This is a genomic window from Rhodococcus aetherivorans, assembly GCF_011058165.1.
Classification (GTDB): domain Bacteria; phylum Actinomycetota; class Actinomycetes; order Mycobacteriales; family Mycobacteriaceae; genus Rhodococcus; species Rhodococcus aetherivorans.
Genome location: NZ_JAALEG010000021.1, coordinates 42598 through 67090, shown reverse-complemented (window position 1 = coordinate 67090; position 24493 = coordinate 42598). Strand labels below are relative to the sequence as shown.

At 68.6% G+C, this 24493-nt stretch carries 23 protein-coding genes and 1 pseudogene; 6 read left to right on the top strand and 18 right to left on the bottom strand.

Annotated features, from left to right (window positions below):
• The first annotated feature begins 64 nt into the window (after nt 1-64).
• The 4 genes from G6039_RS11420 (at nt 65) to G6039_RS11405 (ending at nt 3147) form a co-directional block, all read left to right on the top strand.
• Nucleotides 65-574: a ClbS/DfsB family four-helix bundle protein gene (locus G6039_RS11420; protein ID WP_043798727.1), complete on the top strand. Its 510-nt coding sequence runs from the start codon at nt 65-67 to the stop codon at nt 572-574.
• A gap of 273 nt (nt 575-847) precedes the next feature.
• The gene (locus G6039_RS11415) at nt 848-1288 is read left to right on the top strand and encodes a VOC family protein (RefSeq protein WP_029545944.1); all 441 of its coding nucleotides are present in this window, start codon (nt 848-850) and stop codon (nt 1286-1288) included.
• A gap of 238 nt (nt 1289-1526) precedes the next feature.
• Nucleotides 1527-2675, top strand: coding sequence for a DUF6745 domain-containing protein (locus G6039_RS11410; RefSeq protein ID WP_043798596.1), 1149 nt, complete (start codon nt 1527-1529; stop codon nt 2673-2675).
• A 19-nt stretch (nt 2676-2694) separates the two neighbouring features.
• Nucleotides 2695-3147: a hypothetical protein gene (locus G6039_RS11405; protein WP_006935093.1), complete on the top strand. Its 453-nt coding sequence runs from the start codon at nt 2695-2697 to the stop codon at nt 3145-3147.
• Nucleotides 3148-3564: 417 nt separating this feature from the next.
• On the opposite strand, the gene G6039_RS11400 is transcribed toward G6039_RS11405, so the two are convergent.
• The 12 genes from G6039_RS11400 to G6039_RS11345 all read right to left on the bottom strand — a co-directional run bounded on the left by G6039_RS11400 (nt 3565) and on the right by G6039_RS11345 (nt 16949).
• On the bottom strand, nt 3565-4770 hold the full coding sequence (locus G6039_RS11400; protein ID WP_006935090.1) for an enhanced intracellular survival protein Eis: 1206 nt from the start codon (nt 4768-4770) through the stop codon (nt 3565-3567).
• 108 nt (nt 4771-4878) lie between these two features.
• Complete coding sequence (locus G6039_RS11395) at nt 4879-6318, bottom strand: ABC transporter ATP-binding protein (protein WP_043798601.1); 1440 nt, start codon at nt 6316-6318, stop codon at nt 4879-4881.
• Nucleotides 6315-7151, bottom strand: coding sequence for an ABC transporter permease subunit (locus tag G6039_RS11390; RefSeq protein ID WP_043798604.1), 837 nt, complete (start codon nt 7149-7151; stop codon nt 6315-6317). Before G6039_RS11390 ends, G6039_RS11395 begins: the two co-directional genes overlap by 4 nt.
• On the bottom strand, nt 7148-8095 hold the full coding sequence (locus G6039_RS11385; protein ID WP_043798608.1) for an ABC transporter permease: 948 nt from the start codon (nt 8093-8095) through the stop codon (nt 7148-7150). Before G6039_RS11385 ends, G6039_RS11390 begins: the two co-directional genes overlap by 4 nt.
• On the bottom strand, nt 8095-9663 hold the full coding sequence (locus G6039_RS11380; protein WP_006944259.1) for an ABC transporter substrate-binding protein: 1569 nt from the start codon (nt 9661-9663) through the stop codon (nt 8095-8097). The genes G6039_RS11385 and G6039_RS11380 overlap by 1 nt, the downstream gene beginning before the upstream one ends.
• A gap of 56 nt (nt 9664-9719) precedes the next feature.
• The gene (locus G6039_RS11375) at nt 9720-10544 is read right to left on the bottom strand and encodes a class I SAM-dependent methyltransferase (protein ID WP_043798611.1); all 825 of its coding nucleotides are present in this window, start codon (nt 10542-10544) and stop codon (nt 9720-9722) included.
• Nucleotides 10541-11797, bottom strand: a complete 1257-nt coding sequence (locus G6039_RS11370; protein WP_006944254.1) for an MFS transporter — start codon at nt 11795-11797, stop codon at nt 10541-10543. The genes G6039_RS11375 and G6039_RS11370 overlap by 4 nt, the downstream gene beginning before the upstream one ends.
• Complete coding sequence (locus G6039_RS11365; protein WP_043798729.1) at nt 11794-12822, bottom strand: enolase C-terminal domain-like protein; 1029 nt, start codon at nt 12820-12822, stop codon at nt 11794-11796. The genes G6039_RS11370 and G6039_RS11365 overlap by 4 nt, the downstream gene beginning before the upstream one ends.
• Entirely contained in the window at nt 12819-13892 is a 1074-nt protein-coding gene (locus tag G6039_RS11360; protein WP_043798614.1) for a PLP-dependent cysteine synthase family protein, read from the bottom strand. Before G6039_RS11360 ends, G6039_RS11365 begins: the two co-directional genes overlap by 4 nt.
• Nucleotides 13889-14737: a hypothetical protein gene (locus tag G6039_RS11355; protein ID WP_043798616.1), complete on the bottom strand. Its 849-nt coding sequence runs from the start codon at nt 14735-14737 to the stop codon at nt 13889-13891. Before G6039_RS11355 ends, G6039_RS11360 begins: the two co-directional genes overlap by 4 nt.
• Nucleotides 14734-16023, bottom strand: coding sequence for an ATP-grasp domain-containing protein (locus G6039_RS11350; RefSeq protein ID WP_006944236.1), 1290 nt, complete (start codon nt 16021-16023; stop codon nt 14734-14736). Before G6039_RS11350 ends, G6039_RS11355 begins: the two co-directional genes overlap by 4 nt.
• Before the next feature lie 254 nt (nt 16024-16277).
• Nucleotides 16278-16949, bottom strand: coding sequence for a TetR/AcrR family transcriptional regulator (locus tag G6039_RS11345; RefSeq protein WP_152103879.1), 672 nt, complete (start codon nt 16947-16949; stop codon nt 16278-16280).
• A gap of 57 nt (nt 16950-17006) precedes the next feature.
• Between G6039_RS11345 and G6039_RS11340 the strand changes: the two genes are divergently transcribed.
• The gene (locus G6039_RS11340; RefSeq protein WP_043798618.1) at nt 17007-17510 is read left to right on the top strand and encodes an FBP domain-containing protein; all 504 of its coding nucleotides are present in this window, start codon (nt 17007-17009) and stop codon (nt 17508-17510) included.
• Nucleotides 17511-17553: 43 nt separating this feature from the next.
• Here G6039_RS11340 and G6039_RS11335 read toward each other — a convergent pair.
• Nucleotides 17554-17736 (bottom strand): annotated as a pseudogene (locus G6039_RS11335) (LLM class flavin-dependent oxidoreductase); the annotation flags it as partial.
• Nucleotides 17737-17907: 171 nt separating this feature from the next.
• On the opposite strand from G6039_RS11335, the gene G6039_RS11330 reads away from it, so the two are divergent.
• On the top strand, nt 17908-19035 hold the full coding sequence (locus G6039_RS11330) for a helix-turn-helix domain-containing protein (protein WP_206530954.1): 1128 nt from the start codon (nt 17908-17910) through the stop codon (nt 19033-19035).
• 84 nt (nt 19036-19119) lie between these two features.
• On the opposite strand, the gene G6039_RS11325 is transcribed toward G6039_RS11330, so the two are convergent.
• The 5 genes from G6039_RS11325 to G6039_RS11305 all read right to left on the bottom strand — a co-directional run bounded on the left by G6039_RS11325 (nt 19120) and on the right by G6039_RS11305 (nt 24479).
• Nucleotides 19120-19401, bottom strand: a complete 282-nt coding sequence (locus tag G6039_RS11325; protein ID WP_043798625.1) for a DUF3263 domain-containing protein — start codon at nt 19399-19401, stop codon at nt 19120-19122.
• Nucleotides 19402-19405: 4 nt separating this feature from the next.
• The gene (lipA, locus tag G6039_RS11320) at nt 19406-20410 is read right to left on the bottom strand and encodes a lipoyl synthase (protein WP_051446023.1); all 1005 of its coding nucleotides are present in this window, start codon (nt 20408-20410) and stop codon (nt 19406-19408) included.
• 74 nt (nt 20411-20484) lie between these two features.
• Nucleotides 20485-21885, bottom strand: coding sequence for a dihydrolipoyl dehydrogenase (lpdA, locus tag G6039_RS11315; RefSeq protein WP_043798627.1), 1401 nt, complete (start codon nt 21883-21885; stop codon nt 20485-20487).
• A 10-nt stretch (nt 21886-21895) separates the two neighbouring features.
• Entirely contained in the window at nt 21896-23446 is a 1551-nt protein-coding gene (locus G6039_RS11310) for a 2-oxo acid dehydrogenase subunit E2 (protein WP_043798630.1), read from the bottom strand.
• Between the two features lies 1 nt (nt 23447).
• A complete protein-coding gene (locus G6039_RS11305; protein WP_017679840.1) occupies nt 23448-24479 on the bottom strand; it encodes an alpha-ketoacid dehydrogenase subunit beta in 1032 nt (343 codons plus the stop codon).
• Between the last annotated feature and the right edge of the window lie 14 nt (nt 24480-24493).

The window sequence follows — 24493 nt, the reverse complement described above, 5'->3', positions numbered from 1 at the left end:
CACAGGAACCACCGTCGCCGATACCGTGCATGCCGACACCACCGCCCGCCACACGGAGACACGCATGCCGGTACCGCACACCGAGGACGAGTTGCTGCGCGCCCTCACCGAGACGTCCGGCGCGCTCACGCGCGCGCTGCAACGTGTGCCAGTCGAACGGGCCCGGGAGGCGTCGCTGCCCGGGCACCGCACCGGAACCCGGATGAGCCCGGCCGATCTGGTGGCGTACCTGATCGGATGGAACGAACTGGTCGTTTCGTGGCACGACGACCGCGCTCGCGGCATCGAACCGCAACTCCCGGCACCGGGATTCACCTGGAACCAACTCGGCTCGCCGGCGCAGAAGTTCTACCGCGATCATGCCGACGTACCGTGGCCGCAGCTGCTGCAGCGGCTCGATGCCGCCCACGACCGCATCGTTGCCCTGGTGCGTGGGCTCGACAACGGCGAACTCTACGGCGCGCCCTGGTATCGCACGTACACCGCGGGACGGATGATCCAGCTCAACACCTCCTCCCCGTACACCAACGCCCGACGCCGCCTCCGCACCTGGCTACGCGCCGACGGCCTGTGAGCCGCCCGCCGTCGACGGCCGGGTGATCCACTCCTCGCCGATCTCCTCGGTGACGTCGCGGACGGCCCGGTCGCTCGCGTGTCACTTCTCAGGTTTCGTAGCACCCGGGACAACACTGGATGCGTGCCCATGACCAGCGAGGTCCGGTACGTGCAGGACGGCAGCGACCTTCGACACCACGGGTCGCCCGCAGCTCTGCGGCAAGTACATGTCGAGATCCCAGACCCGCCTCCGTCCCAGCATCGGCACAACGACAATCGGAGGATGGATCCCATGGCGCACGTGAAACGTTTCGACCACATCGGCATCACCGTCGCGGACCTCGACTCGGTGACAGCGTTCTTCGTCGGACTGGGTCTCGAAGTGGAGGGCACCGGATCCGTGGAGGGCGAGTTTGTGGAGACCGTCTGCGGCATCCCCGGAGCGCACTGTGAGATCGCCATGCTGCGGCCGCCCGACGGAGGGACCCGACTCGAGCTCGCAACCTTCGTCACGCCCGACCACGTGCCCGGATCACCCTTGGCGATGGCCAACGAGCTCGGGCTGCGCAACGTGTCCTTCGAGGTCGGCGACCTCCAAGCGGCCGTCGATGCGGTGGCTGCGGACGGATACGGGCTCATCGGCGGCATCGGCGAGTACGAGAACAGCGTGCGGATGGCCTACGTGCGTGGACCCGAAGGGATCATCGTGTCCCTCTTCGAGCAGATCGGCTGACGCGCGCGCCGTTGCCCATGTGTCGATCCGTTGCCCTGGACGCGGCGGTAGCTCCGAGAATGCCCTTCTGCAGCAGTCCCGTACGACGATCGATGACGGTCACGATCGGCCGATGAAGTAGGCGCCGGTCTTCGTCCACGTCCGAATGCCTGGGCGGGACAATTGCTTGCGCCCAGAGCCTTCCCGTGCCATCCTCGATAACCATGACTACAGGAAAGGCGGCCACCGCCACCATCCGGTGAGCGCCGTGCCGATCTCATCAGCGGTTCCACACCGCACCCTGTCCACCAGAATCACCGATCCTCACGCGATTGCCGCCGCGGTGTCCGTCCGGCGCGACCATTGGCTCGCGCAAGGACTGTGTACGAGACCTTCCGACCGGCCCTCCGCGGAATCCGCCGTCGCAGGACTCTACCGACGAGCGGGGTTCGAGGAACCGGAGTTCGTCTGGGTACCCTCTCCCCCAGCGGCACTGCAGTTGATTGCCGACGAAAGCTTATCGGTCCCCCCGCTGCGCTTCGGAAAGCCTGCACACCCTTCGGCAGGGATCGCCGCACTCTGGTCCGCGTCCCGTGACCGGATGGACGCGCGCATACTTCGGCGGCACCGGCCGGGCCCGCTCGTTCGTGCGGCCGTGTGGGATTCGTTGCGGACCTCTCTGTACGTCGGTGTCGCGACGGCGATACGCACACTGTGGCCGCGCCCGACTCCCGGCGTCACCTGGTACGGGCAACAGGAGGCACATCGGGTCGCGTACTACGACACGGTCCGACGCTTCGGCCTCGCGAGCTTCGAGTCGCGCGACGGCGACCTTCTCGATCTTCAGGCCGCACTGGTCCGCGCCACCGGGTGGTGGTGGGCGTTCGACGGAGTCTGCGTCATGGCCGAACGGCCCACCGCCGTGCACACCGAACCCACACCCGAGGGCGTCCACAACGAACGCCGCTTACACCACCCCGATCGTCCGGCGCTCGAATTCTCGGACGGCAGCCATGTTTTCGTGCAACATGGCACCATCGTTCCCGATTGGGTCGTCCTCGATCCCACCGTCGAGCGGATCAACGACGAGCGCAATGTCGAGGTCCGCCGATGCGCCGTCGAGCGAATCGGCTGGGACAGGTACATCGACATGGCCGCGCTCGCACTCGTGGACCATGCAGACGATCCGGGAAACCCGGGATGCACGCTCGGACTGTATGCATCCCCGACCGGTTGGGGTCGCCCCGGCCGGATCCTGCTCGTCGTCAACGGTTCCGTCGAACGCGACGGGCAACGGCGCCGGTACGGCCTTCACGTCCCCGAATGGGTTCCGTCCGCTCTGGACGCCGCGGGCTGGACCTATGGCATCAGCGGTACCGACTATGCACAACTCGTTCGCCGAACCTGAACCCCACCAAGGTGATCCCATGCATTCCGAACTCACACTGTCCGACCTCACGGCCCTCAGCGGGCTGGACGTCCTCGACCACCTGGACCGGGAGGTCACCGTCCCGGTGACCGGTGGTCTCCAGGCTCAAGGTGATCTGATCGTCATCCCCTACCCGATGGTCGGTGCCGCCGTCGAACGCACATCGTGGGCGCGCTCCATCCGGGTGCCACGATCGGGAGTGGAGTTGCTGCGGAGCGCCGCCGGCGGCAACCCGCATTCCCTCGTCGCCGACGAGGGCACCTGCACGTGGACGACTCCCGTCCGGGACACCATGGGTCTCGCTCTGGGCATCGTCGAGACCACCGGGACGGCGTATCTTCTTCACCCCGAGCACGGGGCGACGGGTATCGCTCCGGGCTGCTACGTGATCCGTCGACAACGAGAGCACGGCGCAGGACGCTACGGGTCGGCGCGACTGGTCGCCGATTGACCTGAACACGTCGTCGAATCGACGTCGCCGAGCTGACGCGTCGCCGGTCCGCGCAGTCCGGAGGTGTGGCGGGCTCGCGGCGGTAACCTCGGTGATCGTGCTGGTGTGACTGACCGTGGCATCGACAGCCACCGTCGACGTCATCGGCTCCAGGCTCGGCACGCCCCGGGCGGCACTGTGGGTGCTGGTGGTGTGGACGGTGCGCTGCCGCCGGCACCGACCGGCGGCGGGATCGAGCTGCAGGCACGCCTACACCCGGGTCAGCAGGTCGTGCCCCCGGCCGAGCCCTGACCCCTAACTCGGGTGTCTGAGCGGCGCCCTCCCGGCCCGCCGACTGCTGAAGGTCACAACTCGAGAAATCCGACCAGATCATGAGAGCCCCGCACTGTGCCGATAAGACACAGGTCAGCGCTCGATTCAGAAGTGCCAGCCCAACATTGCGGGGCGGGCGACGTCGAATGCGCGGTCCAGGTCGTCGATGTCACCGGCGCTGCGCGCCTCCACCCGGCCGGCGGCAGCAAATGTGCGGGCCCTGTGCGCGCCGAGATACAACGCGGATAGCGCGTCCAGATCCAGCGTGATCACCGGCGCCGAGTCGGTGCGGACACACCGGGCCCGGCCGTTGCGTACCGTCAACGCGAAAGTGCCCCCGGCGCTGCGGAACGGATCTCGGACCGTCAGCACGGTGTCCAGATCGGCGGCATAGTCGCGGGCGGTCAACGCGGCCGGCACGTCCATGATCCGCAGCCACAACTCGTCCACCCGGGAGGTGGTGCGCGGCAGGCGGTAGTCGGTCAGCAGCAGGCGCAGCGGATCGTCGGGATGCTGGACGGTTTCGATGCGGTGGGTCAGGTCCAGTCCGCACAGGGTGCGCCACAGCGCGGCGTGAGCGTCGTCGGTGATCGCGACCAACTCCTCGACCACCGCGACCGGCTCGGCGTCGGATCCCTTGCGGCGGAAGGTCGCGTACCCGTCGGGATGAACCAGGAAGAACAGCGCCGAGGCGCCGTCGCGGCGCTCTTCGGGATCGGCAAAGGTGTAGTCCCACTCGGCTTTCGGACGTGCCTGCGCTCCCGGCGTGCGCAACCGCCACCGGTCGTAGAGTTCCGGCAACTGGTTGGCCGCCGTCACAGCGTCGGCAAGGACCACCCCGCCGGGATCGGGGGCGTCCTCGCGGAAGCGAGCGAAGCGCCGATCGACGGTGACCTCGGTGGCGACGGTGGCCGGACCGTATCCGAAGCGCCCGTAGATGCCGGCGTCGCTGGCGGTCAAGGCGGCCAGCGGTGCCCCGGTCGCCTCCATCCGGCGGTGCAGTTCGGTGAACATCGACCGCAGCACGCCGCGGCGACGGTGCGTGGGAGCGACCGAAACCCAGCTGACACCACATGCCGGGACCTGGTGCCCGCCGGGCACGGTGAGCTCCATGTCCAGATACAGCGCCTGACCGATCGGCGCCCCCCGCTCGGTCGCCACCACGATGTTCTCCGTGCGGAACATCGGACGAAGCAGCGTCCGATCGGCATCGATGGGGTGATACCCGAACGCCACCGAGTCGAGCAGCTCCAGGGCCGGCCAGTCGTCGTCGGTGGCGGTACGGATGGTGAGGGCGTCGTGCACGGTCATGTCCGAGAGACTGACACAACCGACTCCCCGAACGCGAGTGATTTGTCCGGTTCGGGCTCGGTGCGGATACAGTCGGGTTTCCTCGGCGACGGACGCGGCGATGCGCGCTCACGGCGGTTCCCCGTTCGTGGCCGGGAGCGTCATGTCGACGATCCGGTCGGCGACCGCGTCCACCACGGCGCCGTCGTGGCTGATCATCAGCAGGGATATGCGTTGTGTTCGTACGAGATCGGACAAGATGTCGAGCACCCGCTGTCGGGATGCGGGGTCGAGTCCCGTGGTGACTTCGTCGCAGATGAGCAGCGACGGCTCGACCGCCAGGACACGGGCGAGGGCGGCGCGCTGGGCCTCGCCGCCGGAAAGTGCGGAGGGATGCTGTCGGGTGATCCGTTCGGCCAGACCCACTTGGTCGAGCGCGCGGCGGGCCGCCGCGGCCGCTTCCGGGCCGGTGGCACCGCGCAGGCGTGTCGGACCGCGCAGGATCTGATCCCACACGCTGCGGTACGGGTCGAAGGCCGCCTTGGCGTCCTGGAAGACGTACCCGATCGCCGCCGCTTGGTGCCGGGTCCGTCGCCGTACCGATGCGGCCAACGGGTGGCCGTCGAGAAGAACCCGCCCGGCCGTGGGTGGGTGCAAGCCCGCGACGACCCGAGCCGCGGTGGTCTTACCGCAACCCGAGGGGCCGTGAAGTGCCAGACATTCGCCCGGCTGCAACGAGAGCGAGTAACGCTGCAGAACTTCGGTGTTGCGGTACCCCGCCGAGACGGCGTCCAGGATCAACCGGGCGTCGGCCCGGGTCGGGCGGCAATCATCGCTGTCGGCGCGTGTCTGCGGGATCCGCGGGGCGGCGACCGGCAGGATCGCGGCGTCACCGGTCTCGAGCACCCGGCCGCCGCCCATGACGATCACACGCTGGGCGACCGCGCGGACCGCGTCCAGGTCGTGGGTGACGAGCACGATCGTCAGGCCCTGCCGGGCAAGTCGGGTGATCTCGTCGAGGACCGCCGTGCGACGAGCCGGGTCCTGCCCGGTAGTGGGTTCGTCGAGGATCAGGCATGTCGGGTCGGTCAGCAGAGCCTGGGCGATGACCAGTCGTTGTTGCTGTCCGCCCGACAGTTGATGCGGGTAACGGCGCAGCATGCCCGGATCATCGGCGAATCCTGCACGTTCGAGTGCGTCGGCCACGGTCACCGGATGCCCGTGCCGTCGGCCGGCACGAGCGATGTCGTCGAGCACGGTACCGATCCGCAGGGCCGGGTTCAGCGCCGAGGAGGGGTGCTGGGGCACATACCCGAACCGTGCCCCGCCCGTGTCCAGGGCGGTCGTGGTCACTTCGACCCCCGGGCGGCGCTCGCCCATCAAGGCCAGCGCGGTAGTGGTCTTGCCGCTCCCGGAGGCCCCGACGAGCGCGGTGACCATCCCGGCGGGAATGTCCAGGTCGACGCCTTCGACCAGGAGCCGATCCCGTGTCCGTGCGGTCAGACCGCGCACTCGGATGGTGCCGCTGGGCACAGCGGCGGCCGGGGCCGCCGGGATTACCTCGGTCATCGCCACTTCCTCGTCGACACCTCGCGTGTTACCGCGCGAGCGCCGGAGTCGAACAGCAGATTCACACCCATCGCCAAGGCGATGATCAGGGCCGCGGGCAGGACGACACCCCACGGGACCAGGGCGAGGCCCGCGCGGTTGCGGTCGATCATCACGGCCCAGTCGGTGCCGGCGGAGTCCGCGCTCACCCCCAGGAAGCTGGCCGAGGCAACCAGGTAGATCGCCCCGACGAACCGCAGTCCTGCGTCTGCCGCGAGGACCGGGAGCAGCGATCGTCCCAGATAGCCGAGGTGCCGGCGCCACCAGGTTTCGTGTTGCAGCAGCAGCGCCTCCATGGCCGGGGTGTGCGCGGCGTGCAGCGCCGATGCCCGCACCAGACGCGCCGCATCCGGGAACAGCAGCACCGCCACGGTGACTGTCAGAACGACCAGGTCGGCGTCGGTGAGCGCAACGGCCAGCAGCAGCACCATGATCGACGGCAGCGACAGCAGCAGGTCCAGGGGGCGCATCAGCATCTCGTCGACGATCCGTACCCGAGCGGTCGCGGCAGCTGCCCCCCACGGCACGGCGAGCAGGTAGGTCAGGGCCACGGATGCCGCGGCCACCAGCACCAGCGAGCGCCCCCCGAGCAGGACCTGCGCGAGCAGGTCGCGCCCCTCGGAGTCGGTTCCCACGAGCCACTGGTCCCCGTAGGTGAACGCCGGGCCACGGGCACCGGGTTCGGTGAACAGGGGCCCCAGCAGCGCGACCGCGAGCGGGACCGCGGTCAGGGCAGCCCCGATGCGCACCCGGGACCGCCCACCCGCACGCTCGAGAAGCGTGGAGCCGGTCACGATGCCAGTCCGGCCGTGGGGTTGAGCTGGAACGCCGCGATGTCCGCGACCGTGTTCACCGCCACCGTGATCACCGCGAACACCGTCACCAATCCCATCAACAGCGGAATGTCGCGGCTGCTGACCGCGCTGACTAGCAACTGCCCGAGACCGCCGAGCGCGAACACCGCCTCGACGACCACGACCCCGCCGAGCAGCCAATCGGCGACCCGCGCGAGATGCTGTGCCGCCGGGGTGAGCGAGCCCGGCAGGGCATGCCGCCAGATCACCCGGCGCACGGGCACACCAAGGCGACGGGTGTGCCGGATGTATTCGGTGTCGAGGGTGGTAATCAGCGACGAGCGCACCAACCGCGACAGCGAGCACACCGGGCGGATCACCAGCACCAGTACGGGCAGCACCCACAGCTCCGGTTGCATCAGCAACGGACCGCCGGCGCCGACCGCGGTGGGCGCGAACCATCCCAGCCCGACCGCGAACACTGCCACCAGCACGATCGCCAACGCGAATTCCGGTGCCGCGTAGAACGCTACGGTCAGGGCGGTGACGGCCCGGTCGATCCGGTGGCCGCGGCGCACCGCGGCGACCACTCCGAGGAGCAGTGCCAGCGGGACGAGCACCACGAACGCCAGAGCGGCGAGGGTCAGCGTCGGCGCCAGCGCCGAGCCCAGCATCGCGGTGACCGGGCGACCGGATACCACGGAGGTGCCCAGGTCGCCGCCGAGCAGACCGGTCAGCCAGTCCCCGAACTGCACGGACAGCGGCCGGTCCAGCCCGAGGAGCTCGCGTAGCTGCGCAATCCGCCTCGGATCTGCGTCATCGCCCGCGATCACCACCGCAGCGTCCCCCGGCAGCGCGGAGGCGATCGAGAAGACGACGACGAGTACGCCCAGCACCTGGGCCAGTCCCACCGTGAGGCGGGTACCGGCGTAGCGGGCGAGCATCACGAAAGCCAGGCCCTGTCGAAGCGGGCGTACCCGAGGGTGTTGCTGGGCGCGTTCTCGGCCATCCCCGCCAGGTGCGGCGCCATCCCGTGCAGGCCGTCGGAGAAGCCCCACACCAGCAGACCTCCCTCGCTGTGGAGCTGCGACTGCATCTGCTGATATGCGCGGGCCCGGATGTTCTCGTCGGTGGTTTCGCTGGCGGTGGCGAACAATGCGTCGAACTCGGGGCGGCGCCACTGGGTGTAGTTCTTCGCCGAGGTCGACAGCATCCGCTGCGCGAAGTGGGTTTCGATGGGCATGGCCCCGGAACGGAAACTCGACAACACACCCTCGTCGAGGGTGTGTGTCCAATAGGTCGATCCCTCCGTCACCTTGACGTCGATGCGCAGTCCGGCGCGACCGGCCTGTTCGGCGAGGATGTTCGCGGCCTCGACGAATCCATTGGTGGCGCCGGTGGTCTGCAGTTCGATGGTGGTGTTCCGGGCGCCGGCCTTGCGGATCAGGGCCTCGGCCTCGTCCAGGTCCATGGTGCGCTGCGGCAGGTCGGCGGCGTAGTACTTGAAGTCCTTGCCGAACAGGTCGTTGCCGACCACACCGGTGCTCCCCAGCACGGTGGTGACCAGCTCGTCGCGATCGACGAGGGCGAACATCGCCCGCCGCAGATCCACGTTGTCGAAGGGTGGCCGGTCCACCTTCATCGCGAACGCCGACATTGCGCTGCGCGGGGACCGCAGGATCTGCATCCGGGCATCGGTTTCGTAGGTGCGCGCCGAGGTGACACCGAGGTCGTCGGCGTAGTCGACCTGCCCCCCGAGCAGGGCGTTGATCCGTGCGGTCTCGTCCGGAGCGGTGAGGATCTCGAGTTCGTCCACGTGAGGGGCGCCGTCCCAGTAGTCGGGGAATCGCGCGGTGACGAGCGAGCGACCCGGTTCGAACGAGACGAACGTGAACGGCCCGGAGCCGATCGGACGGCTGAAGTCGGTGGTGCCCTCCGGGATGATGTAGGCGCCGAACGCGGCCAGCACGTTCGCCAGTTCCCCGCACGGGCGGGCGCAGACGAATTCGATCATGTGGTCGTCGAGAGCTCGGGAGCGCGCGATGTCGATCACCTCGAGAGAGGCCCGCGGGCGCAGTGCGTTCGTCGGGTCCAGGATCCGCTGGTAGGAGTACAGCACGTCGGCGGCGCGCACCGGCCGGCCGTCGTGGAAGACCGCCGGGCGCAGCTCCACCGTCCAGGTGGTCGCGTCGGCGTTCGGATGCCAGGCGGTGGCGAGCCGCGGTACCGGACCGAGGTCGTCGCCGTATTCGACGAGCTTGTCGTAGAGCGCGTTCGCGCGGGCGACGTCGGCGTACAGGTTGGTCTTGTGCGGGTCCAACACCTCCTGTGCGCCGCCGCCGGCGAACACCGCTCGCAGTCGGCCGCCGTCCCGGGGCGCGGCGGTGGCCGCGGGGGCGGTCTCGCCGCTCGTGCTGCATGCGCCGAGCAGTACGGCGCCGGCGGCGGCGCCGAGTCCGAGGAACGAGCGCCGGCTCAGGTGCGGAAGCGGTGGCAGGGGAATCGGATTCATCGGGGTATCTCCTCGGGCAGTGGATCGAGCGGGTCGGGGTGGAGCGTGGGGGTGAATCAGACGGCCTCGGCGATCACGTGCAGCCGGTCGCCGCAGAGAGCAGTGCCGCCGAGATCGGTTCCTCGTCCCGGCCAGCCGGTCTCGGTGCGGGGTCCGGGCGTGTCGAACAGTGCCCGAACCACGAATCCGGCGCGCTGCAGGTGGCCGGTCAGCTCCAGCGGAAACAGCAGCCGCCACGCCGAGGTTTGGACGAGGGGCTCGGTGCACTCGGGGATCTGCCACTGCCGGCTGCGGCGTAGCAGCTGTGCGGCGTGGTCGATCCACAGGGTGGTCTCCGCCCGCCAGGTGTGACCGTGCCAGGAGAAGGCCGAGTGGGTGGGGCCGTCGAGGAGTTCGGGGTTGCCGAGGAAGAAGGCGCCGTTGCGCATTTCGGCGATCAGCAACCCACCGGGACGTAGGTGCCTGCGGCAGCAGCGCAGGCACGATTCCAGCTCGGCGTCGGTGTGGCAGTACAGCAGGGCACTGTCGAGGCAGACGATGGCGTCGACGCTCGCGTCGACCTCGAAGGTGCGCAGGTCGCCGACCGCGGCTCTCACGCCGGGATACTGTTGTTGCGCGTATCGCACCATCGCCGGGGATTGGTCGATGCCCAGGCAACGGTATCCCCGCCGGGCCAGGTATCCCAGGTCGCGGCCGGTGCCGCAGCCCAGGTCCAGCACCGTCGCCGGGTGTGTCCGCGGCGCCGCGTCGTCGGAGGTCAGGTAGGTCGCGAGAATGTCGTCGACGAACCGGGCGGCACTGTGGTCGGGGTCGGGGAATCGTGCCTCGTACAGAGCGGGGTTGTCCGTCAACAGGTTCCGAGCCCCTGCAGCCGTGGTCATGTCCGCGCTCCGGCCTGGTCGGCGAGCAGGCCGCGGCGGTGCAACAGCCAGATCCCGGTGGCCGAACCCCACGCAAGGGCGACGCACACCAGCGCACCGGGCCACCCGTTGCCCAGGTCGAGGCCGTACCCGATCAACGCATTGCCGCCGGCGGCGGCCACCCCGGAGACCAGGTAGAACATCCCGAACAGAGTTCCGGAGATGTTCGACGCCCCGTATGCCGGGATCAGTTCCATCACGAACGGCTGCGCGATCAGGATGCCCGCTTCGAGGATCAGGGCGGAAAGCAACAACGGCGCCAGCGTCAGCCCGATCCGTCCCGCGCCGTGGGAGGGTTCGCCCCACAGGACCGGCAGTGCCACCACGAACGCGGCGCCCATCAACATCAGCCCCGCCGTGATGGCCGTGCCCCGGCTGGTGTGGCGATCGAACCATCGGGTCAGCCGCACCTGGGCGAGCAGACCGAAGACGGTGGTGGACAGGAACAGCACCGCCACTGCCCCACTCCAGTCGGTGATCCGCCCGGCCAGCACCGGATACACCAGGTACATCTGCGTCTGCAGGGCGAACATCCCGAGCATGGTCACGGTGAACAGCACGAACCGGCGGTCGGCCAGCACCGCACCCCAGCCGCGGAGCACCGTCGTCTCGGCGCGGTCCACCGGGTGGGAGGGCAGAAACCGCAACTGCGCCAGGGTGAGGGCGGCGAAGACGGCCGCCGCGGCGACGGCGACGGTACGGAAGTCCACCGTCAGCAGCGCGCTGCCGATCAGCGGTCCGGACAGTGCCCCCGCCTGTGCGAAGACGTTGAAGACCGCGAATGCCTCCGCCCGGCGCCGGGGTTCGGCGACCGCGATGTAGGAGCGCACGGCCGGATTGAACAGAGCCCCAGCCAATCCCGACAGAACTGAGGCGAGAAGCAGCAGCGGCACGCTGGTGCCCACAGCGAACACTGCGAAGCCCACCGACCGCAGGGCACAGCCGGCGATGATGACCCGATGGGGTCCGAGCCGGTCGGCAGCGGTGCCCCCGATCAGGAACAAGCCCTGCTGGCTGAGGGTACGCACCCCGAGGACCAGGCCGGTGATCGTCAGGGACAGACCCAGGTTCCCGGTCAGATGCATGGACAGGTACGGCACCAGCATGTAGAAGCCGGTGTTGACGCCGTACTGGTTGAGCACCAGCAGTTGTACCGAGCGGGGGAAGCTGCGCAGCAGAGCGAATGTCCCTGCCGGGGAGTCGGTGCCGGTCATCGCGTTTCCTCGTTGTCGGGTCGGTACACGCCGAGTCCGGGCAGGCCGCTCGGGCGCAGCTTTCCGTCTTCACCCCCGAGGCCGGCCCACGGGTCTCGGGCGAGCAGCAGGTGCCCGTCCAGGTCGCACCATCGGGCCAGGGACGCCAGCTGCGCCGCGGGGGCGATACCCAGCGAGCTGCACACCAGGCAGCCGAGCATCACCTCCATTCCGCGCGCGCCGGTCGCCGCGGCCAGTGCGTGGGCGCGGTAGATGCCGCCGCACTTGGCGAGTTTGATGTTCACCACGTCCGCGAGGCCGGTCAGCTCGTCCAGGTCCGCCAGGCCGTGGACGGCCTCGTCCGCGACGAGCGGAAGATCGGTGCGGCTGCGCAGCTCCCGCATTCCGTCGCGGTCGTGCACCGGCAGCGGTTGTTCGAGCGCGACGATCGGCAGACCACCGCTGTCGGCGAGCACCGACAGGGCGGTGGCCGCGGTCCACGCTTCGTTCGGGTCGACGATCAGATCCACGCCTGGAGCGGCAGCGGCGATGGCGGCCAGCCGCCGTACCGATTCGGTCGGGTCGGCGTCGGTCTTGACCTTCAGCAGAGCGAACCCACACCCGGACAACTCGGCGGCCTCGGCGGCCATGTCCTGGGGCGCACCGATTCCGAGGGTGCGGGAGATCGGGATCTCGGCGGGCAGCGGCAACCCGAGGTGCGCAGCGACCGTCTGCCTGTTCACGCGTGCCCGGTAGTCGGCGACGGCGGACCACACGGCGCCGGCAACCGCCGGGTGCACCTGTGCCGGAATCGTTTCGGGGATCCCTCGGGCACCGCAGTACGCCGCGACTGCCCGCAGCTGGGTCTCGATGTGGTGCACGTCCAGGCCCGCGAACACGGAGGTGACGACCTCGCCGCGGCCGCACGATCCCGTTTCGGGATCGGTCACGGTGACCGTGACCGCCTGGCGGGACGCCATCACCGCCCGGCTGATCCGGAACGGCCGGGCCAGGGCGAGGGTGCTCACCGACCAGGTCAGGCTCATCGCGCCGTCTCCATCCGGTCCCTCGCCGACGGGTGCGGGGCCCGCACGGATTCGCACCGCGTCCAGCACTCCGCCGGGTCACCGCACTCGGCGATCTCGTGCGGATGTGTTCGCGGCGGAGCGAGCAGGCCGTGCCGAGCGCACCAGTCGTCGTCGAAGATGGTGCGCAGGTAGCGGTCGGGGCCGTCCGGAAAGACGGTGACCACCGGGCCCGGCCAGCGGGTGGCCGCCCACCCGGCCACCGTGGCCACCGCACCCGTCGACCAGCCGCCGGTGTGGAACCCGTCCCGCGCCAGGCTGCGGCAGGCGTGCACGGCCTCGCGCGGGCCGACCCAGTGCACCTCGTCGAACATCTCGTATCGCACATTGCCCGGATGCACGCTGCTGCCCAGTCCCCGCATGACCCGGCAGGCGGCAGGCTGTCCGAAGATCGTCGACCCCACCGCATCGACCCCGATGATCCGCAGGTCCGGCCACACCTGCCGCAACCGCAGACCCACTCCGCTGCTGTGGCCGCCGGTGCCCACACTGCACACAAGCACCTCGGCCCGCTCGATACCCTGTGCGGCCAGGCCCGCGACGATCTCGTCGGCGAGCCCGTGGTAGCCCACGGCGTTGTCGGGATTGTCGTACTGGTTGGGCCAGTACGCATCCGGGTCGGCGGCAAGAATCCGGTGCAGGACGTCGAGCCTGGCCTGCTGCCACCCGCCCTCCGGGTGCGGACGGCCCACGATCTCCAAGGTGGCACCCAGCGCGCACAGCAGATTGCGCATGGCGGGTTCGAGCTCGCAGTCCACCACCAGGGTGACGGGGTGGCCGAGTGGCTGTGCCACGTATGCCAGCCCGACCCCCAAAGTGCCGCTGGTGGATTCGACGATCCGCGCGCCGTCACGCAGTTCCCCGCGTCGCCGGGCACCGGCCAGCATCGACAGGGCCGACCGCGCCTTGAGCCCACCGAAGCCGAGCGACTCGATCTTCGCGAAGTAGCCCGGATGCGGGTTCGGCACCGGGGCGAGGATGCGCACGAGTGGGCTGTTCCCCACCCGCGCCGGCGAATCGATCACGGTCATCGTGCACGCGACCCGTGGTACAGGTAGATCGGGCCGGCGTCCCCGGTCAGCCAGAAGAACGGGTACGGCTCGGCGGAGAGTGCGTCGATGCCGCATCCGAGCAACTCCCGGGCGACCGCGGCGCCACTCTGGGCGAACATCGTGACCGGAAGCCGCCGGCCGGACCCTGCCACCCGCGCGAACAAGGTGTCGACGGTGCCGTTGCCCAGCATCATTCCGCTGGCCAGCACCGCATCACACTCGTCGAGATGCTCGGCGAAGTCGGTAACGATCGGCTCACCCCACTCGGTGGTGCCGCCCTTCAGATCACACGGCACGTACCGCAGCCCGCGCTCGCGCAAGCTGACGAGCAGCGAGTTGACCACTCCGATCACCAGCACCCGCCCGTCGGGTGGTGCGTCGACCAGCCCGGTCACGTGATGCGCCCGGGCCAGCGAGCGCTGCAGCGAATCCCCGGAATCCAGCTGCACCGTCACTGCGCGGGGCTCACCCGAGTGCGGGCGCTGGTGCGTCAGGTAAGCGTCGAGTGCGGCGATCTGCACGGCGATCTCGGCATGGTGCAGCAGATCGGCCACCGCCACCCCTGCGCACGCGTGCACGATCTCCGGATCCACCGAGCCCGGCTCGACCGCGCACGAGCCCGTCGCAGCCCCCACCCGCAGCGAGATCACCTGGTTGCGGTAGCCGCCACTGCGCCCGCCGTGCCGTACTCCCTGTGACGTGGTGAACGCAACCGACACCACCACGTCGCGCGCGGGACGCCGGGCAGGGTCGGTGCGGTAGCGCTCGAGAAGCGCAGCCAGGCGACCGTTCGTCACGGTACCGATCGCTGAGGCGGCGGTCATGACGCCGGCTCCTCGCCGTATGTGGCGGAGATCGACGACAACAGGCGCTCCGCCAGCGGGCGGGCCCCGGACCGCTCCGGCGAGATGACGACGACGCTGCCCAGGTAGCTGTTGTTGTCCATTCCCGGCGTGGTTCGGTGACCGGGCCCCTTGAACGCCGCCGAGACCACCGACGGATCGGCTGCGACGGTGTCCACTCCCTCGATTCCGGTGACAACACCCGCCCTCGTCGGCACCAGCATGCTCACGGCTGCGCTCGAGGGCCGTCCGCCGTCACGGTCCTCGTCCGGGACCGTCGGGACGATCGGCTCGCGTCCCAGTGCGAGCTCGACCGCCACCCGCGGCAGGTCGACTCCGCTCACATGCCGGATCAGCTCGGTGATCTGATTGCCGGCCGGCCGTGGATTGATCTCGATGATCCGCGGCCCGGCGGCGGTCAGGCGTAGTTCGGTGTGCACCACACCGTGATCGAGACCCACCGCATCGATCGCCTCCTCCGCGGCGGCCACCACTCTCGCGCGGTCCCCCTCAGCCAGGTCGGCCGGGAACATGTGCCCGGTCTCCACGAAACCCGACGCCCCACCCAAGCTCTTGTCGGTCACGCCGACCGTGTGGACCTTGCCGCGCGAAATCCAGCTCTCCACACTGAATTCCGGGCCGGTGAGGAACTCCTCGAGCAACACCGTCGAGTTCCGCCGCTGCCCGCGCGCATTGATCTCGAACCCCCGCAGCGCGTGCACCGCCGACTCGACATCCAGCCAACTGTCCGCGCGTCGCACGAACATTCCCGCACACAGATCGGTGGGTTTGACCACCAAGGGGAATCCCACCGACTCGGCCGCGGTACGGAGCCGGATCGTGTCGTCGACCGACGCGGTGGTGTGCCGCGGCCCCGGGACACCGACGCAATCCAACACCGCCCGGGTGCGCGCCTTGTCGCAGGCGGTCTCGATCGCCTCGGGTGTCGGACCGGGAAGTCCGAGTGCGGAGGCAATTCGCGCGGCGGTCGGCAGGTAGTAGTCGCAGCTGGTGAGGACGCCGTCGATCCTTGCCTCGGCATCGATCCGCCGCGCCGCCTCGAGTGCGGCAGCCGGATCGTTGGTCTCGGCAGTCGCTACCGCGCGACCGAGACGCAGCGGATGCGGGGAACCGTCCGGCAGGGTGTCCGGGTAGTGCTCCGGCCGTCGGGTCAGGAACGTGAACTCGACTCCCAGGTCGGCAATCGCTCTCGGCAGCAACGTTCCCATTGCGCCGACCCAGCTCTCCACCAGCAGTAGGTGTGCCACACGTGGCCTTCCGCTCGCATCTCCCGCAGTACCCAGCGCCACAGAAGCTACTGATAATCGTTATCGTTAGCAAGACCGGTGTGTCGAAGATTGCAGGCCTGGTGAGAACAGTTGCCCAGGAAAGGTCCGGCAGCTCGTGCCGGTCAGCCGATCGAGCCGGGGCTCGATACCAGGCCGGCCGGCGACCCCGGCGACGCCGGGAAAGCCCGGAACAGCGGTGCGAACGAGATCGCGACGAACGACTGGCGGGCTGCTCACTCCGCCGGGTCATGGACCCCTTCCCCGCCCGAGGAAGTCGCACGGGAGATCTCGGTACGGACCGCCAGGACGGCGTCCCGATGCGCGGCATCGGTGGCGACGTTGCAGCCGAGCGCGAGATCCTCGAGGAGAAGACCTCGATGGGCCGCGAGGATGCGCGAGGCGACGGACCGGGCCGCGCCCGGTGACGCGCCCGCGGCCTCGATCGCCGCGGCCATGGGGTCGACCCATTCCGTCACCACCGGGACGAGGAATGTCTGCTGCAGCTCGGGATCCCGCGTCGCCGCGGCATAGATCTCGAAGAACATGGCGGTTCGCCGGCGCCCATCCGGCGTGTGCGCTTCCGCCCACGCCATCTCGAGCCCCTGCGAGATCACGGCGGTCACGTGGGCGGCGGTCGCCGACGGCGACGACTCGTCGGCCGAGAGATCGCGGATCCGCAGGAGCAGATCCCGCGACGCGGTCAGATGGGTCACCAGGGTGCGGTCGACGATCTCGACGATCAGGTTCTCACGACTGCCGAAGTGGTGGAGGAGATTTCGGGTCGACGTTTCGAGCCGATCGGCCAGCGGGCGCAGGGTGAGACCGAACAGCCCCTGCTCCTCGGCGTAGGCGCAGCAGCCCTCGAGGAGTGCCCGCCGACGCTCGACATCCTTGTGGCGACCCATGCCCGCGAGTTTATACTCCACTTGTTTCATGAATCAAACGTGGAAGGAATAGTGGTGATGCAGGCACCGTCCCGCGACGACGTCCTCGGATCGTTCGTCAATAGCTCGCGCAGCAAGATCAGGACGGTGACGTTCCCGCCCGACTTTGACACCGTGCGCTGGGCGGAACTCGACTTCTTCGGCTGGACGGACCCCCGAGCCCCGCTTCGCGCGTATCTGATTGCCCAGCACGCCGGGCAGGTGATCGGAATCGAGTTGCGACAGGCCGAGACCGACAGGTCCCGGCCGCGCAGCACGATGTGCACCATCTGCCACGCCGTTCACCGCATCGGCGGAACGGCGCTGTTCACGGCACGCAAGGCCGGCGCCGGCGGCAAGGCCGGAAACAGCATCGGAACCTACATGTGCAGCAACTTCGCGTGCTCACTGTATGTGCGAGAGCTGCTGCCACTGCCCGGCAATCAGCCCGATCGAGCACTGCCCAGCGAGACTCGGATCCGCCACCTCGAGACCCGACTCGGTGGCTTCATCGGGCGGGTGCTCGACGAGCAGGACCCATAACCGCGCTGTGCACTACCCGAGCGGCGCCATCACCCGAGCGCATTTACGCGAAGGACCACATTCCCAGACTGTCGCGCCACGTGGTACCCGGGTACGTGGTGCGAAACAGGGCACGGCGCTGCAGTTCCGGGACGACGAGGTCGACGAAGTCGTCCAGCGAATCCGGATACGCCGGACACATCAGGTTGAATCCGTCGCAGGCGCCGGCAACGAACCACTCCTCGACGAGTGTGTGAGATCGTCGACGACTTCCGCGTTCCTGATGGCCGCAGACGGCAGGGGCCATGGTGCGGCTCACACTCCTGACGGTAGGCTGAACGGTGTGAGTAGGGCCAGTTCGGCGCGCCAACGGTTGCTCGCTTTCGGTTCCGGTGAAGACTTGTCGCGACGCGCCCGATTGTTGAGCGACGTCCACGACGCGGTGATGTCCGGTCGGACGCCGCCGGTGCCTCCGCGTGACGTTGTCGCCCGGTCGTGGTCGCGTCTTCGGGCAGACGGTGTCAGTCCCGCCCGGTGTGAGGACGTCGTACTCGCGGACGTCTCCGAACTCGAAGCTCGCCGTGCACGAAGTGCCCTGAGGTCGGTTCTGCCCGAGCTACGCGGCGCCTTGACCGAGGTGGCGAGCGACGCGAACTTCATCGTGGTCGTCGCCGACTCGGACGGGGTGGTGCTGTGGCGAGAGGGTGCACGCGACGTGCAGAGGGAAGCTGACGTCCTCGGATTCGTGGAAGGCGCCCGCTGGTCGGAGAAGTCGGTAGGCACCAATTCTGTCGGCACGTCGCTGGTCGAGGACGCTCCGGTACAGCTCTTCTCGGCCGAACACTATGCGCGGTCCCACTACGGCTGGTCGTGTACGGGGTCACCGGTCCACGATCCACGCTCCGGCGAGGTACTCGGCGTACTGGATCTCAGCGGGTCGGCGATGTCGGTGCATCCGGCCACCGTGGCCCTCGTGCAGACGGCTGTGCGGTTGGCTGAGTCGATGCTCTGGCGCGAGCATGCCGCCCACCTCGACAGGCTCCGTACTGACGCGGCGCCGGTGCTCGCAAGGACGTGCGGGCCTGCTGTCGTCGTGGACGGTCACGGCTGGGTCGTGGCAGCCAGCGGCATCGGCGTTCCCGAACGACTGGCATCACCGGAGGCCGACCGACCACTGCTCGTGCCCGGTCTCGGACTTTGCGTACCCGAACCGCTCGGTGACGCATGGTTGGTGCGCCGCCGCGCGGAACGGACGGCCATCGAACTCGAACTCGACCTGGGGGCGGCCCCTCGGGCGACGGTGCGGGGGGAGATGGAATGGACGCGTGCCCTGTCACCGCGGCACGCGCAGATTCTGAGGGTATTGGCACGTACCCGATCGGCCGGTATCGATGCCGCGTCGTTGAGCGAGGCCCTGTTCGGCGACCGGGACCACATCGTTGCCGTCCGCGCCGAGGTCTCCCGGCTGCGCAAGAGCCTCGGCCCTGTGCTGACGCCCCAGCCGTACCGGTTCGCGGACGGTGTCGAAGTCCGTGTGATCAGGTGACATTCCGCCTGCGAACATCTCGCTCCGAACCCCGCCGCCTCCGTGTCGACGAATCCGGGGGCACGCGTGCCCTGCTCCCGGGGCTCACACCGCGGCGGACCGGGATCCTCTCCGAACCTGGTCGCTCCGATTCGGCGCGGCGCGCGGCGCAGGGGTGCGCGCAGCGACGAAGTTGCGCAGGTCCGCACGTAGCCGGGGGTGCAGTCGTAAGGCGACAGGGCTGTCGAGGATCTCACCCAACCGGATCAGATAATCGGCTGGGGTCATACCGAATTCGACCAGAAGGTCGCCGGGACTTCCGCCCCCGTACGGCAGCCGGCGACGGGCGAATTCGATGATGCGGTTGTCTTCGATAGCGGAACTCATGTGGTCAATCTCCTGACGGGTGCGCTTCGGCGAGATGGCTGAGGGGAGCCGCGAGTTCACGGCGGTGGTGAGCCATGGCGTCGGCGTAGAGGCGGCCGGCGCGGTACGAGGAACGCACGAGCGGCCCCGCCAGGACGCCGGCGAAACCGACCTCCTCGGCGGCCTTCGAGTACTCGACGAATTCTTCCGGCTCGACCCACCGCTCTACCGGGTGATGCCGCGGCGAGGGACGCAGATACTGGGTGATGGTGAGGATGTCGCAGCCGGCATCGTGCAGGTCGATCATCGCCTGCTGCACTTCCTGTGGGGTCTCCCCCATACCGAGGATCAGGTTCGACTTGGTGATCAGGCCGAAGTCGCGGGCCGCGGCGAGCACACCGAGCGAGCGTTCGTAGCGAAACGCGGGGCGGATCTGCTTGAAGATCCGCGGCACGGTCTCGAGGTTGTGGGCGAGCACCTCGGGCCGGGAGTCGAACACCTCAGCCAGCAGGTCGGGCCTTCCGCTGAAGTCGGGGACGAGATTCTCGACGCCGGTCCCGGGGTTGAGGGCGTGGATCTGTCGGACGGTTTCGGCGTAGAGCCAGGCGCCGCCGTCGGGCAGGTCGTCGCGGGCAACCCCGGTGATAGTGGAGTACCGAAGTCCCATCGCGTGCACGGACTCGGCGACGCGGCGGGGCTCGTCCCGGTCGAGGTCGGTGGGTTTGCCGGTGTCGATCTGGCAGAAGTCGCAGCGGCGCGTGCACTGCCGACCGCCGATCAGGAACGTGGCTTCGCGGTCTTCCCAGCATTCGAAGATGTTGGGGCAGCCGGCTTCCGCACACACCGTGTGCAGTCCTTCGCGTTCGACCAGGCCCTCGAGTTCGGCGTACGCAGGACTCGTCTTGACGCGGGTCTTGATCCAGTTCGGCTTGCGTTCGATGGGGGTTTGCGCATTGCGGACCTCCAGTCGAAGCAATCTGCGGCCCGACGGAACCGGCCCCTCGGGTGATGTTCCAGGTATGGGATTCACGTTTTGTTCGATTCCTGGGCGTGAGTTCCCGCCGAACCACGGTCCCACCCGGGTCCGCGGTTCGGCGGGACTTGCTACATGTTGATCGGACGGCCCAGTGCGGCCAGAACCGATTCGTGCATCGCCTCCGATAGTGTCGGGTGCGCGAAGACGACCTCGGCGAGATCGTCGGCGGTCGCCTCCAGGGATCGAGCGATGCCGAATCCCTGAATCTGCTCGGTGACATCCGGGCCGACCATGTGGGCACCGAGGAGTTCGCCGCTGTCGGCGTCGAAGATCGTCTTCACGAAGCCGTCGGCTTCGCCGATCGCGAGCGCCTTTCCGGACGCCTGCAGATCGAACTGCCCGATCTGCAGGCGACGGCCGGTCGCACGCGCTCGTTCTTCGGTGAGACCGAGGCTGGCGACCTGCGGCCTCGCGTAGGTACAGCCCGGAACGTAGTCGCGGTCCAACGGCCGGACGTGATCCGCACCGGCGAGCTTGTCCACACACAGCACGGCTTCGTGGCTGGCCTTGTGGGCGAGGCAGGGTGCGCCCGCCACGTCACCGATCGCGTACACGCCGAATGCGGTAGTGCGACACCACTGGTCGGTGGTGACGAATCCGCGATCGACTTCGACACCGAGTTCCTCGAGGCCGAGACCCTCGACGTTGCCCTGGATTCCGGCCGCAACGAGAACTCTGTCCACGGTCGCTTCATCGATCGTTCCGTCGGCCGACCGGACGGCCACGGTGACGGCATCCGTGCCGACCGTCAGTTCGGACACCGAGGCGCCGGTGTGAATCCCGATGCCTCGCTTCTCGAACTGCCGCCGTACATGGCCTGCGACGGCAGCATCCTCGACCGGCATGATCTGCGGGGCCAATTCGACGAGGGTGACGTCAGTCCCGAGATCGTTGTACAGACTCGCGAATTCGACGCCGATGGCACCGGATCCGATGACCAGCAATGACTTCGGCAGCTCCGGCGGGACCAGAGCATCGAAGTATGTCCAGACCCGGTCGCCGTCAGGCACGACACCGGGAACCGAACGCGGCCGGGCTCCGGTGGCCAGGATGACGTGGTCGGCCCGATACTCGGACACCGACTCGTCCGCGGCCGTCACTGCGACGACTCCCTTGTCGAGCAGCCGCGCCGACCCCCGGACGACGTCGATGCCGTTCTTCTTCATCAGGTAGCCGATGCCGTCGGACAGTCGCCCCGACACCGACCGGCTGAACTCGACGAGGCGTGCCATGTCGAATTTCACACCACTCGCACTGAACCCGAGCGGCCGAAGGTTCGCCAGCGTGTGGGCGACATCGGCACCGTGCAGCAACGCTTTGGTAGGGATGCACCCCCAGTTCAGGCAGATCCCGCCGAGCCGGTCCCGCTCGACGACGGCGGTGCGCAGACCGTGCTGCGCGGCACGGATTGCGGCGACATAGCCACCCGGCCCGCTGCCGACGACGAGGACGTCGTATTTCTCTGTCATGGTGTACCTCTCAGACCAGCATCAGCGCGGGTGACTCGACGAAACGCCGGAGTTCTCGCAGGAAGGTCGCGCCGAGCGCGCCGTCGATCACCCGGTGGTCGCACGAGAGCGTGACGGTGAGCATCGTGCGCGCAACGACCTGACCGTCGACGACGACGGGACGCTCCTGTGCGGCACCGACCGCGAGGATGGCGCCCTGCGGTGGGTTGATGATCGCGTCGAATTCCCGCACACCGAACATGCCGAGATTGGACACCGTGAAGGTGCCGCCCTGGAACTCGTCGACCGCCAGTTTCCCGGTCTTGGCCTTGGTCACCAGTGACTGCACCTCCCCGGAAATCTCGGCGAGAGTCTTGCCGTCGGCGCCGCGCACGATCGGGGTGATCAGACCCGACGGCAGTGCGACAGCCACCGAGATGTCGGCACTTGCATAGCGCAGCACCGACTGTGTCGCCTCGTCGAACTGAACGTTGACATCGGGCACCTTCCGCAGCGCTGCGGCACACGCCTTGACGACGAAATCGTTGACCGACAGCTTGACGGCCGGAACGGTTGCATTGATCTTTGCCCGCAAGGCCAGAAGATCGTCGATCTGCAGGTCCGCGGTGAGCCGGAAGTGCGGGGCGCTGCGTTTCGACTCCTGCAACCGCTGCCCGATCGCCTTGCGCATCGCGGTGAACGGAATCGTCTCGAACTCCGCCTCCGCGACGGGTTCGGGCGCTGCGACGACTTCCGGTTGCAGCCGGAACCGGCGCTCGGCCTCGCGGACGTCGGCCTCACACACCCGGCCGCGTGACCCGGTGGCCCGGCAGTCGTGCAGGTTGATCCCGAGGGATGCGGCCAGACGTCGGGCCACGGGGGTGGCCGGGACGGTGCTGTCGTCCTCGAAGGAACGTCCCGGTATACCTGACCGCGTCGGCGACGGCGGTTGTGCGACGGTTCCACCGGCCGCCCGGATCGTGTCGTGGATGTCGGCAACGGAGATCCGGCCGTCCCGGCCGGTCCCCGTCACACTGGCCAGGTCGATCGACAACTCGTCCGCCAAGCGGTGGGCGTGCGGGGTCGCGAACACGTCACCGTTCGTCCGTCCTTGCAGGGCATCGGGAACGATCGTCGCACCGGGCCGCTGACGGGACCCGGTGGTCGCCCCGGTCACCGGTACCGATTCGTGGGCCGCCGGCGCCGGCGGGCTGCTCTCGAGATCCGGCTGCGCGGGGGCGGGCTGTCCGGCCGGTGAGCGCCCGGACTCGGCCGGGGTCGGCACCTGATCCGCCCCGATGCCGGCGAGGAATTCCTCGATTTCGGCGTCGGAGACTGCAGCCTCGGCCGACACCGCCAGCACCGCACCGACCGGCAACGTCTCCCCCGGCTTGGCGACGACCCGTCGAAGCACCCCGTCGAACGGCGCCTCCAACTGGTTGGCGATCTTGCTGGTCTCGATCTCGCAGATCAGGTCGCCCTTCGAAAAGGACGCTCCCTCCTCGACCAGCCACTCCGCCACGGTGCCTTCCTCCATGGACAGGCCCCACTTCGGAACTTCGATCAATTTGATCTCACTCATGTCAGGCACTCACAACCTTGCGGACGGCGGCCTCGATCCGAGCCGCGTTCGGCAGCCACGCCTGCTCGAGGACCGGGGAGAACGGCACCGGAGTGTGCGGCGGGGTGACCAGTTCGATCGGCGCCTTCAGTGACCCGAAAGCACGCGTCGCGATCAGCGCGGCGACGTCGTGACCGAACCCGCAGCGCGCCGCGGACTCGTCGGCGATCACTACCCGGCCGGTGGAGGCCACGGATTCGAGGATGCCCTCCTCGTCGAGCGGCGACACCGTGCGGGGGTCGACGACCTCGACGGAGATCCCCTCGGCGGCCAGCTTGTCCGCGGCGGTGTTGGCGGCGTTCACCATCGCCGACAGCGCGATGATCGTGACGTCCGTGCCTTCGCGGGTGTAGTTGGCGACACCGAACGGGATCGTGTACGGCTCGTCCGGAACCTCGCCCTTGACGTCGTAGAGTGTCTTGTGTTCGCAGAACACGACCGGATCGTCGTCGCGAATCGACTGGATCAGCAGGCCTTTGGCGTCGTAGGCGTTCGACGGGGCGACGACCTTGAGGCCGGGAACGGCGGCGAACACGTTGTACGGTGACTGCGAGTGCTGAGCGGCGGCGGAGAATCCGGCGCCGATCATGCCCCGCACCACCAGCGGGGTACGGGCCTTGCCGCCGAACATGTACCGGAACTTCGCCGCCTGGTTGTAGAGCGCGTCGTAGCAGACTCCGAAGAAGTCCATGAACATCAACTCGGCCACCGGCCGCAGCCCGGTCAGAGCAGCGCCGGCTGCCATGCCGATGATCGCGGACTCGGTGATCGGGGTGTCGATGACACGGTCGGAACCGAACTCGGTCCACAGACCCTTCGTCACCCCCAGCACACCGCCGAACGCCTCTACCTTCCCGGACTCGAGTTCCGGATTGGTGCCGGCGTGACCACCGCGCAGGTCCTCACCGATCTGCACGACCGTCGCGTCCCGCTGCATCTCCTGTGCGAGTGCGGCCTTGATCGCTTCGCGATATGTCGTCTTCGACGTGGTCATTTTCGTTCTCTCTC

Bases quoted from the DNA above. Each gene is read 5' to 3' on its own strand.
- G6039_RS11420 (WP_043798727.1), top strand. From the start codon at position 65: ATGCCGGTACCGCACACCGAGGACGAGTTGCTGCGCGCCCTCACCGAG.
- G6039_RS11415 (WP_029545944.1), top strand. From the start codon at position 848: ATGGCGCACGTGAAACGTTTCGACCACATCGGCATCACCGTCGCGGAC.
- G6039_RS11405 (WP_006935093.1), top strand. From the start codon at position 2,695: ATGCATTCCGAACTCACACTGTCCGACCTCACGGCCCTCAGCGGGCTG.
- G6039_RS11400 (WP_006935090.1), bottom strand. From the start codon at position 4,770: ATGACCGTGCACGACGCCCTCACCATCCGTACCGCCACCGACGACGAC.
- G6039_RS11395 (WP_043798601.1), bottom strand. From the start codon at position 6,318: ATGACCGAGGTAATCCCGGCGGCCCCGGCCGCCGCTGTGCCCAGCGGC.
- G6039_RS11385 (WP_043798608.1), bottom strand. From the start codon at position 8,095: ATGCTCGCCCGCTACGCCGGTACCCGCCTCACGGTGGGACTGGCCCAG.
- G6039_RS11380 (WP_006944259.1), bottom strand. From the start codon at position 9,663: ATGAATCCGATTCCCCTGCCACCGCTTCCGCACCTGAGCCGGCGCTCG.
- G6039_RS11375 (WP_043798611.1), bottom strand. From the start codon at position 10,544: ATGACCACGGCTGCAGGGGCTCGGAACCTGTTGACGGACAACCCCGCT.
- G6039_RS11370 (WP_006944254.1), bottom strand. From the start codon at position 11,797: ATGACCGGCACCGACTCCCCGGCAGGGACATTCGCTCTGCTGCGCAGC.
- G6039_RS11365 (WP_043798729.1), bottom strand. From the start codon at position 12,822: ATGAGCCTGACCTGGTCGGTGAGCACCCTCGCCCTGGCCCGGCCGTTC.
- G6039_RS11360 (WP_043798614.1), bottom strand. From the start codon at position 13,892: ATGACCGTGATCGATTCGCCGGCGCGGGTGGGGAACAGCCCACTCGTG.
- G6039_RS11355 (WP_043798616.1), bottom strand. From the start codon at position 14,737: ATGACCGCCGCCTCAGCGATCGGTACCGTGACGAACGGTCGCCTGGCT.
- G6039_RS11345 (WP_152103879.1), bottom strand. From the start codon at position 16,949: ATGGGTCGCCACAAGGATGTCGAGCGTCGGCGGGCACTCCTCGAGGGC.
- G6039_RS11340 (WP_043798618.1), top strand. From the start codon at position 17,007: ATGCAGGCACCGTCCCGCGACGACGTCCTCGGATCGTTCGTCAATAGC.
- G6039_RS11325 (WP_043798625.1), bottom strand. From the start codon at position 19,401: ATGAGTTCCGCTATCGAAGACAACCGCATCATCGAATTCGCCCGTCGC.
- lpdA (WP_043798627.1), bottom strand. From the start codon at position 21,885: ATGACAGAGAAATACGACGTCCTCGTCGTCGGCAGCGGGCCGGGTGGC.
- G6039_RS11310 (WP_043798630.1), bottom strand. From the start codon at position 23,446: ATGAGTGAGATCAAATTGATCGAAGTTCCGAAGTGGGGCCTGTCCATG.
- G6039_RS11305 (WP_017679840.1), bottom strand. From the start codon at position 24,479: ATGACCACGTCGAAGACGACATATCGCGAAGCGATCAAGGCCGCACTC.